The following is a 15,464-nucleotide window of genomic DNA, read 5'->3' as shown; positions in this document are numbered from 1 at the left end:
GATGCTGAGTCTGCGTCAACGCGAACAGCGTCAGGCATGGGTGCTGCTGGCACCCATGCTGCTGGTAATGCTGCTGCTGACCGCCTGGCCCCTGGTGCGCACAATCTGGCTCAGCTTTACCGATGCTGCGCTGATTGGCAGCGGGGAAACGCCAGGCTGGGTCGGGCTGGAAAACTACCTCTATGCGCTGAGCGATCCCGATTTCCGGGCTTCGATCTGGCGTACCCTCTATTTCACCGTGGTTTCTGTCATCTGTGAAGGGATCATCGGCGTGCTGGTGGCGCTGCTGCTGAATCAGCGATTCCACGGACGCAACGTACTGCGGGTGCTGGTGATCCTGCCGTGGGCGCTGCCTACGATTGTCAACGCCATGATGTGGCGGCTGAACTTCAACCCCGACTACGGCAGCATCAACGCCCTGCTCACCCAGTTGGGCATTATTGACGGCTATCGCAGCTGGCTGGGGTCGCCGGATGCCGCGCTGAATGCGGTGATGTTTGCAGACATCTGGAAAAACTATCCGCTGGTGACCCTGCTGGTGCTGGCTGCGCTGCAGTCGATCCCCGACGATCTGTTTGAGGCGGCGCGACTGGATGGGGCCTCCGCCTGGCGTCGTTTCCGGGCGATCACCTTCCCGGCGATTGTCGCGCCGCTGGGCGTGGCGCTGGTGTTGCGCACCATCGATGCCTTTAAAATTTTTGACATCATCTATGTGATGACGCGCGGCGGGCCGGTGGACAGCACCAAAACCCTGAGCTTCTTCGTCTATCAGGAGTCGTTCAGCTACCTGCGCGCGGGCAGCGGCGCTGCCTACGCGATCCTGATGACCCTGATGTGCGCCCTGCTGATCACGCTCTATCTGCTGATGTTATGGCATCAGCGCCGCCGGAGTTCCGCCTATGAAAACTAAACTGCGCCAGGGGCTGCGTTACGGGGCTGCGCTGCTGGTCGCCCTCAGCATTCTCGCCCCGATGGGCTGGCTGTTTCTGATGAGCGTCAGTTCCGCCAGCGATCTCTCCCGGGTGCCGTTAGAATGGCTGCCGCGCCAGTGGGATTTCAGCCGCTATCAGGGGCTGATTTCGCTGGCACCTGGCCAGCCGGGCGCGATTTTCCTGCATGCGCTGGGAAACAGCCTGCTGGTCGCGTCGGTCGCCACGGCGATCTCCCTGCTGCTGGCGATCCCGGCGGCGTTCAGCTTCTCACGCTACAGCGGTCGCGATGCCTGGCTTTCCGGCGCCCTGGCGATCTATATGGTGCCGCCCGTGGCCTTTGTACTGCCGCTCTACTTCCTGCTGCAACAGCTGGGTCTGCTCAACACCCGTCCCGGTCTGGTGATGGTCTACTGCTCGCTGATCCTGCCGTTTCTGACCTGGATGCTGAAGAATCAGTTCGACGCCCTGCCCCGTGATATCGAACAGGCAGCCCGGCTGGATGGCCTGCGCTTCTGGCAGGTTCTGCTGCGCATCACGCTGCCGCTGGCAAAACCGGTGCTGGGTGCCGCTGCCCTGTTTGGCTGGCTGCTCGCCTGGGATGAGTTTTTTTACGCGCTGCTGTTCACCAGCAATCTGTCGGCCCAGACCCTGCCGGTCGCCATCGCCGGTTTTACCGCCGGACGGGCGACAGATGACGGGCTGATCGCCGCCATTGGCATTCTGGCATCGGTACCGCCTCTGTTTATCGCCATCTGGCTGCAGAAAACGCTGGTCAGTGGCCTCACCAGCGGGGGAAGTAAGGGATAACTATGAACCATTCCACTGTCGCCACCCTCTATGTGGTGGGCAATATCAACGTCGATTTAATCATGAGTACGCTCAGTGACTGGCCGCAGCGCGGCACCGAAGTGATGCTGCAGCACAGTGAGCTTCGGCCCGGCGGCTCGGCCGGAAACTGCGCGCTGGCGCTGGAGGCGATGCAGGTGCCGCATCGCGCTATCGCCAACCAGGGTAATGATGGTCTGAGTCACTGGCTGGCCAGCCATTTTCCGCACAGCGCGAAGCAGTGGCCGCGCTACGCCTGCGAGACGTCACTGACGGTGGGCGTGACTCACCCCGATAACGAACGCTCCTTTCTCAGCAACTACGGGCACATCACCCTGCTGACCGTCGACGATGTGCTGGCTCAGCTGCCGCCGCAGGCCATCCCGGGTGACATCGTGCTGCTGTGTGGCACCTTTCTCTGCCTGGAACTTTATGCACACTATCCCGCGCTGCTGGCCACCTTACAGCAGCGTGGTTTTTGTGTGGCGGTGGACACCGGCTGGCCGCCAGCGGGCTGGAGCGATGCCCTTCGCTTACAGATTGCGGCATGGTTAGCGGACTGCGACTGGCTGCTGCTGAATGAGGTGGAGGCGCTGGGTCTGGCGGGCGCAGAGCTGCTGGAGCAGAGCGGCAAACAGCTGTCAGCCCGGCTCAGCGGCCGCGGCGGATGTGTGATCAAGTGCGGCGCGGAGGGCGCACGCCTCTGGTCTGCCGCCTCTGTGCAATTCGCCGCCGCACAACCGGTGACGGTGGTCGACACCATCGGTGCGGGGGACAGTTTCAATGCCGGTTTTCTCACGGCTCTGCTCTATCAGCACTCCTCTCATACCGCCCTGCGCTGGGGCATTGACGTGGCGTCACAGGCAATCAGTAGCTCACCGCGCCGCTATCCCAGCTGGCAACAACTCCAACTTTCAAATGAGGTGCGCTGACCATGGCCAGTGTTGAACTTGTACAGGTGGCGAAGCGCTACGGTAAACAGAACGTACTGCAGCCGCTGGATTTAACCATTCCTGACGGCACTTTTACCGTGCTGGTCGGTCCCTCCGGCTGCGGTAAATCCACCCTGCTGCGGCTGCTTGCCGGTCTGGATAGCGTCTCTGACGGCGACATCCTGCTCGACAAAAAGCGCATCAACGATCTCGACCCCGCCGACCGGGATATCGCGATGGTGTTTCAGAGCTACGCGCTCTATCCGCACCTGACCGTCGCTGAGAACCTGGCGTTTCATATGCAGGTGAAAAAGGTGAAGCGCGAGGAGCAGAAGAGCAAAATCGCCCGCATTGCGGGCATTCTCGGCATCGATCAGCTGTTGCAGCGCTATCCCCGGGCTTTATCGGGCGGACAGCGGCAGCGCGTGGCGATGGGCCGGGCGATGGTGCGCAACCCGCAGGTATTTTTGTTCGATGAGCCGCTCTCAAACCTGGATGCGCAGTTGCGGATGGAGCTGCGCGCCGAAATCAAATCGCTTCATCAGCGTTTTAAAACCACCATGGTTTATGTCACCCACGATCAGGTCGAAGCGATGACCCTGGCCGATCAGATCGTGGTGATGAAGGATGGCGTTATCGTGCAGCAGGGTGCGCCGCTGGCGATTTATGATCGCCCGGTTAACACCTTCGTGGCGCGGTTTATCGGCTCACCGCCGATGAATCTGCTGGATGCCCGCTTTGAAGTACGGGACGCCGTGCCTGGCGTCTGCTGTGGTGAGCAGTGGCTGCGGCTCCCTTCCCGCTGGCACCGTGCCGCACAGCAGCAGGCGGGTCAGCCGGTCACGCTGGGCGTGCGCCCTCACGATCTGATCACCGATGTCAGCGGGCAACCGGCGACGGTGAATATCGTTGAGATTACGGGGGAGTCGACGCTGTTACATCTGACGTGGCAGGGATTTTTGCTGCATATGCAGCTGAGCGGCCGCAGTGATGCCGTGCCGGGTGGCACGCTGCCGGTAACGGTTAATCCGGACAGGATGCACCTGTTTGATGCCATCAGCGGTGAGCGCCTGACAGAGGCGTAATGAATCTGCATCAGACAGCCCACACAGAGGGCTAACCCGCCAGGGATGGCGGGTGTTGCGACTTTGCGGAAGAGGTCTGCGCCATCGCCCTGTCCCGCAGCGACGGCGTTGTCAGTGCGTTTTATGCCAGGTGAAACTGCTCCACCGTCTGCGCCAGCTGCTGCGCCTGATCCTCCAGTGAACTGGCGGCGGCGGACATCTGCTGCACCAGCGCGGCGTTCTGCTGGGTGGTACCATCCATCTCGTTGACGGCAATAGTGACCTGACTGATGCCACGCGCCTGCTCGTCAGAGGCAGTGACAATCTCACCGATAATCCCCTGCACCGAGTTCACCGCCTGCATCATCTCCTGCATGGTCTTACCGGCATCGTTCACCAGCCGGACGCCGCTTTCGACCCGCACGCTTGACTCTTCGATCAGCGCGCCAATCTCTTTCACAGCGTTGGCACTGCGCTGGGCCAGATTACGCACCTCACTGGCGACCACGGCGAAGCCGCGTCCCTGTTCACCAGCACGCGCCGCTTCCACTGCCGCATTCAGCGCCAGAATATTGGTCTGGAAAGCGATGCTGTTGATCATCGTGGTGATATCGCCAATTTTCTTCGAGCTGTCATCAATCTGCGCCATGGTCTGCACGACCTCACCGACCAGCGTGGCACCGCGGCTGGCGATGTGCGTGGCGTTTTCGGTCAGGCTGGTCGCCTGCTGTGCGTTGTCGGCGTTCAGACGAATCGTGGCGCTAATCTGCTCCATGCTGGCGGCGGTCTGCTCCAGCGCAGCAGCCTGCTCCTCGGTGCGCGACGCCAGGTTGAGGTTGCCGCTGGCAATTTCCCCTGCTCCCTGACGCACTGATTCGCTGGCATCTTTAATCTGTCCGACAATCTGTCGCAGCTGGGTCTGCATGGTCTCAAGGGCAAAGAACAGGCTGCTGCGATCGCCCTTCTGCACGGCAATCGCGTTATCCAGTTTGCCATCGGCTACCGCCAGCGCGATCTGAGCCGCTTCAATCGGCTCGCCGCCAATCGGACGCAGCACCTTACGGCTGAACAGCATACCCAGCACCGTACCGACCAGCAGAATGCTCACCACCATCAGGATCACCGCCCACATCAGCTGGCGGTTGGCGGCGGCCATCACCTGGCTGACCGGCGCGACCACACCCAGATACCAGGGCTTATCGCTGTTGCCGATCACGACCGGCTGCCAGGTGACCAGCGCCTCTTCACCCAGTACCCCATCAAAATGCTGCACCACCTTCGAGGTAAAGTTATCGGTTTGGCCTTTCCAGGGTTTTCCGGCCTCCTCTTTAACCGGCGATGAGACCACATTGCCGCCATTGGAGAGCAGCAGCGCATAGCCGGTGCCCTGCCAGGGTTTAATCTGGTTCACTTTCGCTTGCAGCGAGGCCAGCGAAATATCTGACGTGACGACCGCTTTCAGCGTGCCCTGATCCATAATCACCGCAGCAACAGAGGTGAGTAATGTCGGCACGCCGTTATAGGCGTAGCTATAGGGTTCGGTAAGCGTATCTTTTTGAGACTTTTGCGGGATGAGATAGTAGTCGCCCTGTCCCGGCGTGAGGTAAGAAAGCAGAGGATGCATGGCGTAATGGCCTGAGGCATCACGGTCAACAAACCAGGCATAGCGGCCCTGTGGCGCCTGACCCTGCTGGGTGGCGAACTCCGCATCGCGGCCATCGAACGCATTCTGTTCGAATATCACTGACATCGACAGATACTCAGGATTGGCGCGCAGCGCATATTCCATCACTTTGTCCGCTGCCTTGCGATCGGTAATGCCTGCATGCGGTAAAGCGATCAGACTTTGTCCAAGATGACTGGCCACATCGCGTGCATGTGTCAGCTCCTGCTGCACCTGCAGACCCCGGCTCTGGGCAATCTGCTGCAGATACTTCTCTGCCAGCGCTTTCTGCTCTTTACCGGACTGCCAGCTGAGGACACCAATGGTGACGGTAAAGCCCAGCGTGATGGTTAAACCGCCCATGAGCAGCATCTGCGCACGGGTACTCATTTTTTTATTTTTTAGTAACGAACTGGACATAATTTTTTCCCCTGGAAATGATCCTGCTCTTTACCTCCTTGTGGTTATAGTGCTCCTGAGATCATCTATCGGCGGCGTTTTTTTGAACTTTACCCTGCGCTCAGCCTGCGGCACGCAGAACGCCGCCTGATTATTTCGGGGAAATTGATCGCTAAGGGATTATGTCGTGAATGATGAACGGGATTTTTTTGATCTGCGACAATACAGCCGCTCTCCACAACTGTCAGTTTATGTAAAACATTGCTGCAGACCCTTATCACTGTGGAGAGAAATCAATGATTGGTAAATTCGGTTTAACAGGTGGGTTAATTATCTGGCTGGCTTATGTTGCCTGGATTGTACATTACTACTCAGACACCTTTATTCAGTTCTCCCGCTAAACAGACAGGGCCTTCGGGCCCTTTTTCTTTCTTCAGGTCCGCCAGCGTATTCTGTGAGCCGAATGTTTGCTATTATCGACTCATTCTATGAGCCGAATAAGATGCGTGATTCGGCTCATTCCCTGACCCTGAGCTGACGATGAACATCCACTGGATCTGGCAACAGGCCGACTGGCCCCACTTTCACTGGCAGGATGCCGTGCTGTTACCGCGCCTGCGCCATCTGCAGCAGCAGCGAGGCCTGCTGCTGGGCCGCGCCAGTCTGCACCCCGACAGCGAAAGCCAGACGCTGGATACCCTGCTCAGTAATATCCTCTCCTCATCGGCCATTGAAGAGGAGCGGGTTAACGTGCAGTCGGTCCGCTCGTCGCTGGCGCGGCGGCTGGGCGTCACGGAAGAGCAGCCCTGGCCGGTCTCTGACCGCTCAGAGGGCCTGGCGGCGATGATGCTGGACGCGATCAACAATCGCAGCCAGCCGCTGACGATGGAGCGACTGTATCAGTGGCATCACTGGCTGTTTCCGGCAGATGAATGGACGGTGCAGCGTCTGAGCGTCGGGATGTTGCGTGGCAGCGAGCCGATGCAGGTGGTCTCAGGGCGTATCGACCGGCCTACTGTCCATTTTGAAGCCCCGCCGCGTGACGGACTGGAGCCGCAGCTGGCGCAGTTTATAGCGTGGTTTAACCAGAGCCAGCAGGACGTCATGCTCGACCCGTTGCTGCGGGCCGCGATCTGTCACCTCTGGTTTGTGACCCTGCATCCCTTTGATGACGGCAACGGCCGCATCACGCGGGCACTTACCGACCTGGCACTGGCGCAGGCCGACAGTCAGAGTATCCGTCTCTACGCCATGTCTCCCGCCATTCTGGCGCACCGTGCGGACTATTACCGCATTCTGGAACAGACGCAAAAAGGTGACACCGACATCACCCGCTGGCTGGTGTGGTTTCTGGATATCCTTGATGAGAGCCTGCAACAGGCGATGAGCGTGATTGACCGCACGCAGATTAAGGCGCGATTCTGGCTGCGCTATCAGGGAACGGGACTGAGTCAGGAGCAGGTTAAAGTGCTGAACCGGCTGCTGGATGGCGGCGAGCAGGGATTTGAACAGGGGATCAGCGCCAGTCAGTATCAGAAGGTGGCAAAAGTCAGTAAAGCGACTGCAACCCGACATCTGGCGGATCTGGTCGAAAAAGGGTGCCTTTACCGTCTGGAAGGCGGCGGCAGGAGCACCCGCTATCAGGTTAATACCGGCGAGACACCCTGACTCAGCCGGTTTTGCACGGAGGGAAAAGAGATCGCAGGCAGCGCGATGTCGCTTTCCCGCGGCGATCACCCTTTCAGCGATCCTCCACGGGTGGCGATGACCTCTTTATACCAGTAGAAGCTTTTCTTGCGGCTGCGCGCCAGTGAACCCTCACCGTTGTCATCGCGATCGACGTAGATAAATCCGTAGCGTTTAGAGAGTTCGGCTTTCGATGCGCTGACCAGATCGATCGGGCCCCAGCTGGTATAGCCCATAACCTCCACGCCATCTTCAATCGCCTCACGGACCTGCACCAGATGATCGTTGAGGTAGCTGATGCGGTAGTCATCCTGCACGACCCCGGTGGCATCGGGTTTATCTTTCGCGCCTAGCCCATTCTCAACGATAAACAGCGGCTTCTGATAGCGATCCCACAGCAGATTGAGCAGCGTGCGCAAGCCGATTGGATCAATCTGCCAGCCCCATTCAGACGCGGGCAGATGGGGGTTCGGTACCATACTCAGGATATTGCCCCGCAGCTGCTGATTCAGCGCGGCATCGGCGGTGACGCAGCCGGTCATGTAGTAGCTGAAAGAGATGAAATCGACGGTCGATTTCAGCGCTTCACGGTCGGCGTCGGTGATTTCCAGGGCAATATGGTTGTCGCGGAAGAAGCGCAACATGTAGCCCGGATAAGCGCCACGGCACTGAACGTCGCCAAAGAATTGCCATGTCCGGTTCTCCTGCAGCGCTTCGAGAACATCTTCGGGTTTGCAGCTCAATGGATAGACCAGCCCACCCAGCAGCATGTTGCCGATTTGGGCGTCAGGGATAATTTCATGGCAGGCTTTTACCGCCAGCGCGCTGGCGACCAGCTGATGATGAATCGCCTGATACACCTCCCCTTTGCTGGCGGTTTCCGGCAGACCCACCCCGGTCAGCGGAGCATGCAGCGACATGTTAATCTCATTAAAGGTCAGCCAGAGTCTGACTTTATGCCGGTAACGGGTAAATACCGTGCGGGCGTAGTGACTGAAGAAATCAATTACCCGCCGATTGCCCCAGCCCCCATACTGCCTCACCAGCCCCCAGGGCATTTCATAGTGTGACAGTGTCACAAGTGGCGTGATGTTGTGCGCGGCCAGCTCGTCAAACAGCCGGTCATAATAAGCCAGACCCGCCTCTTCAGGCTGCTGCTCATCACCCTGCGGAAAGATGCGTGTCCACGCAATTGAGACCCGCAGGCAGCTGAAACCCATCTCGGCAAACAGGCGGATATCCTCCGGATAGCGGTGGTAAAAATCAATCGCCACATCCTTGAGGCTTTGACTGCCTGGGCCCCGCTCGCATACCGGACCAAAAATCCCCTGCGGCTGAAGGTCGGAGGTCGAAAGGCCTTTACCCGCCTCACGCCAGGCCCCTTCCACCTGATTTGCGGCAACGGCGCCGCCCCATAAAAATGAATCCGGGAAAGTTTTCATGCTGTTCTCCTGTTATTGATGGCTGAGGCTGAGTAACGGTTGTCCGGCCGTCACGGTGCTGGCTGCAGCCGTGATGACATCAGCGTAGTCATCGCTGTTACTGATAATGATGGGGGTGGTCAGGTCATAGCCGGCATCAAGGATCGCCTGACGATCAAATTCCAGCAGCAGATCGCCCGGTTGAATTTTGTCGCCTGCGCTGACGTGTGCGATAAACGGCTTGCCGTCGAGCTTCACCGTATCGATGCCGACGTGGATCAACAGCTCGACGCCGCTATCACTCAGTAAGCCGATGGCGTGCCGGGTCTGGAACAGCGAGGCGACCTCACCGCCAAACGGCGCGATGACTTTGTTATCAAGCGGAATAATGGCGACACCGCGTCCCAGCAGGCCACTGGCGAACGTGGCGTCCGGCACCTTATCGAGCGCCAGCACGGTGCCAGACAGCGGGGAAAGGATCGCGTTTTCGTCTGAGGAGAGGGGTGTCGCCGCCACAGGGGGGGCGGCTTTGGGCATACCGGCAAGCAGGGTCATGCCGCAGCTCAGAAACAGCGCCAGCACTGTTCCGGCAATCCCGCCCCATAACGTGGCATCGACCCCGCCGGGCGGGATCATCTGAGCAATCGTGAAGATGTTGGCAAAGCCAAAGGAGTAAACGTGTGTGTGGCTGAAGCCGACAATCGCCCCGCCGATAGCACCCGCCACGCAGCCAAAAATAAAGGGACGACGCAGCGGCAGATTGACACCATACACAGCCGGTTCGGTAATTCCAAAAATCCCTGCCGTCACGGACGAGCCAGCCAGCACCTTCTGCCGGGCATCACGGCTGCGCAGGAAAATCCCCAGCGCGGCGCCAACCTGACCCATGACGGCGGGTAGCAGCATCGGCAGCATTGAGTCGTGCCCCAGCACCGCCAGGTTGTTGATCATGAGAGGCACCAGCCCCCAGTGCAGACCAAAGATCACACAGACCTGCCACAGCGCACCCATGGCGGCGCCAGCCAGCCAGGGGGCCAGCGCATAAATCCACTGGTAGCCGTTGGCCAGCATCATGCTCAGCCAGGTGGCCACGGGGCCAATCACCAGAAAAGTGAGCGGCACGGTAACGCCCAGGCAGATCAGGGGCGTAAAAAAGTTCTTCATTGAGGCAGGAAGCCGCCTGTTGCTCTGTTTTTCCAGCCAGCAGCTCACCCACGCGGCAAGAATCACCGGAATGACCGACGCACTGTAGTTGAACCAGGTGACAGGGATACCCAGAAACGCGTCCGCCATTGCGCCGGTCTGCTGGCTGGCATTAAAGGCGGCGATCATGGTCGGATGGGTGAGTGCCCCGCCGATCACCATGGTGATGAAGGGATTGCCACCAAACTTCTTACCGGCGGTGTAACCCAGCACCAGCGGGAAAAAGAAGAACAGCGCATCACTGGCAGCAAACCAGATTTTATAGGTGCCGCTCTCAACGGAAAGCCAGCCGCAGACCACAGCCAGGGCCAGCAGGCCTTTAAGAATGCCCGAAGCGGCCAGAATGCCGATAAAAGGGGTGAAAATACCTGAAATAATGTCGATAAGCCGGCTGAAGAGATTACCGCCACTGGCGTTTTCATCCGTTGCGACAGGGGCGTCATCGCGCAGTCCCGCTTCAGCGCGAACCGCCTGCCAGACCGCATGCACATGGTTGCCGATGACGACCTGGAACTGACCGCCGCTTTCAACCACCATAATCACACCCGGGTTTTTCTTCAGTGCCTCCGCATCCGCCTTCTGACTCTCTTTCAGTCTGAAACGAAGCCGGGTGGCGCAATGCTCCAGGCTGACGATGTTCGCTTTACCACCCACATGGCTGAGGATCTCCTGCGCCAGTTTCTGATATTCCATCTCTCTTTCCTTACAAGCGATGTCCGCAGACATCCGTTGAGGGAGCCAAAAATAAAAAAACCTGAGAACGACCTCTTTTCAGAGGCCGCGCTCAGGTTTTGCCTGCACTACGCAGTAACAATCCAGGTTCAGGGGGTTAACGCCCCTCTTTTCTCACCCGTTCGATATGAATGGCGAGAAACATCATCTCTTCCGCTGTCAGATCGCGCTGATAGCTTTGCTGCAGATGCTGCGCGATCTTCACCGCGCATTTCCACGCTTTGGGATAGTTCTCTTTGACCGCGGTATGGAGTGACACATCATCGTCATCAACGACGGTTCGTGTCAGCATCCGCTGGGCAAAAAACTTCAGATGGGTGACGAACCGCTGGTAACTCAGCGATGACTCGTCATAGTCCAGCTGCAGCTGATACTTCACCAGTTGCAGAACGTCCTGCATCACCCGCGTCACATCCATCACTTCCGGCATTTCGTTGTTGAGCTGAGCCGTTACCAGATGAAGCGCGATAAATCCGGCTTCATCCTCAGGCAGTTCCACATTCAGACGACGGGCAATGATGGCGCGGGCTTCCTGACCCAGCTCAAACTCCCGGGGATAGAGTCGCCTGATATCCCAGAGCAGCACGTTTTTTATCGCCAGCCCCTTCTTCTGCCGCTCGATGGCAAAGAAACAGTGATCCGTTAATGTGATGTAGAGACTCTCCTGCAGTTTCCCTAATCGCTGTGCTGCCAGGTTGATAATGCGGTCGCAGGTCGTCATGACCTCAGCGGGGATCTGGTTCAGTAACTCCTCAAGACGGCGCACCAGAAGATCGCTTTGCAGCGCGAATACTTTCTCAATCTGCGCGGTATCAAGACTGTCCCCGACACGCTTCTGAAAAGCCAGTCCGCGTCCCATCACGACCTGCTCACGTCCCTGTTCGTCCTGAACCACCACCACATTGTTATTAAGCACTTTGGCGATTTTCATCCAGACCCCAAAAACAAAAAACCTGACCTCCGGCTGACGCCAGAAATCAGGTTTTGCCTGCCTGAGCAGTAACAATCCAGTACGCGCACTCTACCATTTTTAAGGCGGACCTCAATCTGCCTCAGTGAAAAGCGTGACGGCGATCCTGCTCCACAGGGAAACTTAAAATGTCACCACGGTTTTACGTTCCGTCACCCAGGCATCCTGAGTGCGGGCGATACCCGCCGGGCGATGCCAGTACTGAATGCCGGGCTGCAGTTCCAGCCAGCTGAAGGGACGAGCAAGGCAAAAAAAACCTGAGCGCCTCACAGTGGCAGAAACCGTGAAACGCTCAGGTTTTTCCTGTTAACCAGTAATAACCCTTTGCAGATGATGGGGCCACACTAATATCGAACGTGGGCAGTGAAAAGCCGGGGAATTTCTGTTTCAGAAAAAGCGTGAGCGAATTAACATGCCACCGATACTGAGATCGCGACGGCACAATAAAAAACCGGAAATAGACATCCTGAATAATGACAAATAATTTAAACGACTCCTTCCGGATATCAGGCTGGAGAAGATTTATTATTTTATCATGAAAAGAGGTTGGCTTCCGGATTATTGACAGCCTGTCTGGCTTATGCAACCATCAATTGAAGGCGGAATTATTTTGTAATAAATTTGCCATTTATTATTGTGATAAGGAAATTTCAATGCGTGAACTTACTATAAGCGAAGTAAACTCAGTCTCAGGTGGCAACGTTGGTGAAATTATTGTTGGTGGTGTAAAGCTGATTAACGACTTATTCAATACCCCCCTGCTCTCTTTTCCAGGGAGACTTTTGGATGCCATCGGCTTAGGAAGCATTCATCACGCCCTTGACTCGATTGGCTTTGCTATATTTACAACGATTGCTTCATTAGGCAGTGCGCTGGGTGGCGATGCCAGTCAGATTAACTACCATTTCAATGAGGAATGGGGTGATTAAAAATAAGCTATCCGGATATGAAGCCACCGTTTAGGTGGCTTCATTCATAGCGACCGAATGATGACTACAGGGTCGCTTTAAAAAGCCTCATGGTTAAAGGTGAAGAGTAGAGGTAGTGAGGGTCATACTTATCGAGCGTCGCTTTTGCAAAACGCCAGTCATACCCATCGGTGATACCCTGAGTTAAGCTATCAGGAATAAGGGTGTCGATAACCGTCTCATTATCCCAGGCATCTTTTTCTGAATATCCCCAGCCTTTGCTCCACTCAACGCGTACCGTTGCATAATCGCCAGAATAGTGATTGAACACCCACTCTTCCAACTCTCTGAAAAACTTCAGTGAGTCAGGAGTACCAGGCATTGTCAGATTATCCAGCCAGATTGCAACATCCCATTCAGGGTGAGCATCAACAGGCCGGGCTGCGGAGAGTGCAGGAGGAACAGCACCAGCAATATCGGTATCAGCTGGATTATCTAAACCGGTCACACGAATTTCAATCGGACCATTCATGGGATAAGCGTTAGATTTTTTGTAGATATCCACCATGCTCTCATATTTCGCCTTAAATTCACTGAGTATCTTTTGAATGTTCTCTCTGCGGGTGATGATGACATAGCCGTTAGCCGTCACCCGAAGCGTGTCTGGCTTGATATACATCAAGACATCTTTGCTCCACCCCCACAGGTCGCTACTGATTGTCGCACCAAGTCCGATATTGACCAGATTGAACATCAGGTTTCCTAATGAAGGTGTGAGTTCCGGAAAGCCATTGTGAATCTTCCTGACCAAATCGGAAACCTGAACAGGAATATTATCCGAAAAAGGATAGTTAAAGGGAGAATGGACGGGTTTAGATATCCTGTTGTAGGCTGGAGACTCTGTCCAGATTTTTAACCATGGTGTGGTAGTAAACGGAAACCAGATGATCTCAGCACGCCCGCATTTATCCAGATAGGAGGTATAGGTTCTGATACCTTCACCCTCCTGACCAAATAATTCGACGGCGGGAACATTGACAAAACTTTGGCAGCGTAAACGCTTGTTGCGCGGCACCTGAAGTTTAACTTCATAAATAAATGCTCTCCCGACATGCACCATAAAGGCTGATATCTCCGGGTTGGTTCTTTCGAACGTTTTCAACACGTACTGCTTAAGCTTGTCATCCCACACAATGGCTTTGAGTTCGACAATGTTATTGCTGACGGTTCCCCAGCTCCCCCCTGCGGGGCGTTCTTCATTGACAGAGGCGATGCCGGTTCCATGTCCTCCTATTGCGAGGACACCGCCAAGCGTCAGATCGCCTGGTGCAGGCATGCTATAAAAGCCCAATTTCTTTTTCTCAAGCAGAGTAACAAGAGCTTCCATCTGAATGCCGGTCTGAGCCGTGACATAGCCGTAATCACCATGTTTAACTATCGTTGCAGCATTAAGATGTTTCGTCATGTCAACCAGGACAACATCACTGTTGTCAGCATTATTATCAATAGTCAATCTTGACCAGTTATGCTGAATACCTACCGGGCGAACTTTGAATTTATTATCAACAGCCCAGTTAATGACATCGAGTAATTCAGCACTGGTTTTAGGTGAACATGAGAGAATGTTTTTTCCGGATGTCTCTTTTGACCAGTTTAAAAAATCAGTGCGGAACGTTTTTAACGGGAATGCAGTTGCAATCTGGTTGCTCATAGAATGTCCTTATTTAACCTCTTCAGATTTAACGGTAAACACATCCACCACAGAAAAATGAGACAGACCCACTTATAACAATGGCTTCATACAGACTTAATCCATAATTAACACATATAATACCTCCAAGAAGTCCCCAGAAAATTGAGATGGTCAGCGCAGATAAAAGTGTTTGTATCGTTGGCGCTGCTCTTCCTGCGTAAGCACTTAACAGATATCTTGTTACGCCCCCGAAAAAGGATATCAGCAAGAAGATCATCAGCCAGATTGTTTCAGGTTCATTTCTCATATATCTCCCCTGACATGTTAACGCCTCCTGTCGTAACTGGAGTGGATATAGTGATAATGAAGATCAGCGCAATGCTCAAATAAAAAAAAGAGTGCGACGTGTAAATTTCCTGAACCAGGTCATTTTCTTTTGTAAAAAGAAGTAGAGCTTTTCATTACAGATGATAAAAACGAGGCTTTTGGGTATAAAAAACTGAACGCCTTTGCTTTTTGAGTAAGTCAGATTCAAAAGGGGGTCTATTATCTGAACTTTTTTTCACAACAGATAGAAAAGCTGAGAGATATTATTAGCAGAGATGGATTTATATCTTGCTTCCCATACCTGTAAAATTAAATCGGCAACATCAATCTCCCTTGCCTTCCTGCTTTTGATCATAAAAATAAAAAGTGTGAATTCGTTCCTGCTCAGGGAAATTACCTTTCCTTTACAAAACAGGCTTCTGGTTTTTTTATTCACAAGTATAATCAAAATTGAACCTCCTCTCCTTTTTTATGATTTCTATACATGACAGGCGGTAGATGTTAATTAAAAAAAAGTCCAATATGATAATTTTTTTGGAAAGCGCGTTTTTAACGTACAGGTTCATAAAAGAATTAAAAAATTCAGTAGCATCTTCCTGGTCAATGGCTGGGGAAGGGTTTCACATTTACTTTCCGGACTTAAGCAGGATTTACTCTGTTTCAGGATGCCTTATTTACTGCCAGGAGAGATTAATAGAGGCGGAACAGG

At 55.0% G+C, this 15,464-nt stretch carries 12 protein-coding genes and 1 pseudogene; 6 read left to right on the top strand and 7 right to left on the bottom strand.

Translation table 11 applies throughout. The features are described 5' to 3' along the window. Window position 1: 1 nt before the first annotated feature. Genes FJW00_RS07765 through FJW00_RS07750 form a run of 4 tightly spaced genes read left to right on the top strand, consistent with a single transcriptional unit; the run spans window position 2 to window position 3,774 of the window. Window positions 2–910 (top strand): carbohydrate ABC transporter permease, encoded by a 909-nt coding sequence (locus tag FJW00_RS07765; protein WP_009092961.1) that lies wholly within the window; start codon window positions 2–4, stop codon window positions 908–910. Next, window positions 900–1,739: a carbohydrate ABC transporter permease gene (locus FJW00_RS07760; protein WP_046102671.1), complete on the top strand. Its 840-nt coding sequence runs from the start codon at window positions 900–902 to the stop codon at window positions 1,737–1,739. Before FJW00_RS07765 ends, FJW00_RS07760 begins: the two co-directional genes overlap by 11 nt. Before the next feature lie 2 nt (window positions 1,740–1,741). After that, the gene (locus FJW00_RS07755; RefSeq protein WP_140923427.1) at window positions 1,742–2,689 is read left to right on the top strand and encodes a carbohydrate kinase family protein; all 948 of its coding nucleotides are present in this window, start codon (window positions 1,742–1,744) and stop codon (window positions 2,687–2,689) included. A 2-nt stretch (window positions 2,690–2,691) separates the two neighbouring features. Next, the gene (locus FJW00_RS07750) at window positions 2,692–3,774 is read left to right on the top strand and encodes an ABC transporter ATP-binding protein (protein WP_140923426.1); all 1,083 of its coding nucleotides are present in this window, start codon (window positions 2,692–2,694) and stop codon (window positions 3,772–3,774) included. Window positions 3,775–3,895: 121 nt separating this feature from the next. Here FJW00_RS07750 and FJW00_RS07745 read toward each other — a convergent pair whose 3' ends face one another. Continuing rightward, window positions 3,896–5,836, bottom strand: a complete 1,941-nt coding sequence (locus FJW00_RS07745; RefSeq protein WP_140923425.1) for a methyl-accepting chemotaxis protein — start codon at window positions 5,834–5,836, stop codon at window positions 3,896–3,898. A 519-nt stretch (window positions 5,837–6,355) separates the two neighbouring features. Here FJW00_RS07745 and FJW00_RS07740 point away from each other — a divergent pair. Continuing rightward, window positions 6,356–7,483 (top strand): Fic family protein, encoded by a 1,128-nt coding sequence (locus FJW00_RS07740; protein WP_140923424.1) that lies wholly within the window; start codon window positions 6,356–6,358, stop codon window positions 7,481–7,483. Window positions 7,484–7,548: 65 nt separating this feature from the next. Here the strand turns inward: FJW00_RS07740 and FJW00_RS07735 are convergent, their stop codons facing one another. The 4 genes and pseudogenes from FJW00_RS07735 to FJW00_RS22455 all read right to left on the bottom strand — a co-directional run. After that, entirely contained in the window at window positions 7,549–8,943 is a 1,395-nt protein-coding gene (locus FJW00_RS07735) for a glycoside hydrolase family 1 protein (protein ID WP_140923423.1), read from the bottom strand. Between the two features lie 12 nt (window positions 8,944–8,955). Then, window positions 8,956–10,818: a PTS beta-glucoside transporter subunit IIABC gene (gene bglF / locus FJW00_RS07730; protein ID WP_140923422.1), complete on the bottom strand. Its 1,863-nt coding sequence runs from the start codon at window positions 10,816–10,818 to the stop codon at window positions 8,956–8,958. Between the two features lie 136 nt (window positions 10,819–10,954). Beyond that, window positions 10,955–11,788 (bottom strand): BglG family transcription antiterminator LicT, encoded by an 834-nt coding sequence (licT, locus tag FJW00_RS07725; protein WP_009092953.1) that lies wholly within the window; start codon window positions 11,786–11,788, stop codon window positions 10,955–10,957. Between the two features lie 162 nt (window positions 11,789–11,950). Further along, window positions 11,951–12,067 (bottom strand): annotated as a pseudogene (locus FJW00_RS22455) (hypothetical protein); the annotation flags it as partial. A 413-nt stretch (window positions 12,068–12,480) separates the two neighbouring features. On the opposite strand from FJW00_RS22455, the gene FJW00_RS07715 reads away from it, so the two are divergent. Beyond that, complete coding sequence (locus FJW00_RS07715) at window positions 12,481–12,756, top strand: hypothetical protein (RefSeq protein WP_009092952.1); 276 nt, start codon at window positions 12,481–12,483, stop codon at window positions 12,754–12,756. 64 nt (window positions 12,757–12,820) lie between these two features. On the opposite strand, the gene FJW00_RS07710 is transcribed toward FJW00_RS07715, so the two are convergent. Beyond that, window positions 12,821–14,446 carry a cholesterol oxidase substrate-binding domain-containing protein gene (locus FJW00_RS07710; protein WP_140923421.1) on the bottom strand — a complete coding sequence of 542 codons (1,626 nt, stop codon included), beginning with the start codon at window positions 14,444–14,446 and terminating at the stop codon, window positions 12,821–12,823. 28 nt (window positions 14,447–14,474) lie between these two features. Next, window positions 14,475–14,705, bottom strand: a complete 231-nt coding sequence (locus FJW00_RS22740; protein ID WP_369750608.1) for a phage holin family protein — start codon at window positions 14,703–14,705, stop codon at window positions 14,475–14,477. Window positions 14,706–15,464: the final 759 nt, after the last annotated feature.

The organism is Pantoea anthophila (assembly GCF_006494375.1).
Classification (GTDB): domain Bacteria; phylum Pseudomonadota; class Gammaproteobacteria; order Enterobacterales; family Enterobacteriaceae; genus Pantoea; species Pantoea anthophila.
This window is presented reverse-complemented; position numbering and strand designations above follow the sequence as displayed.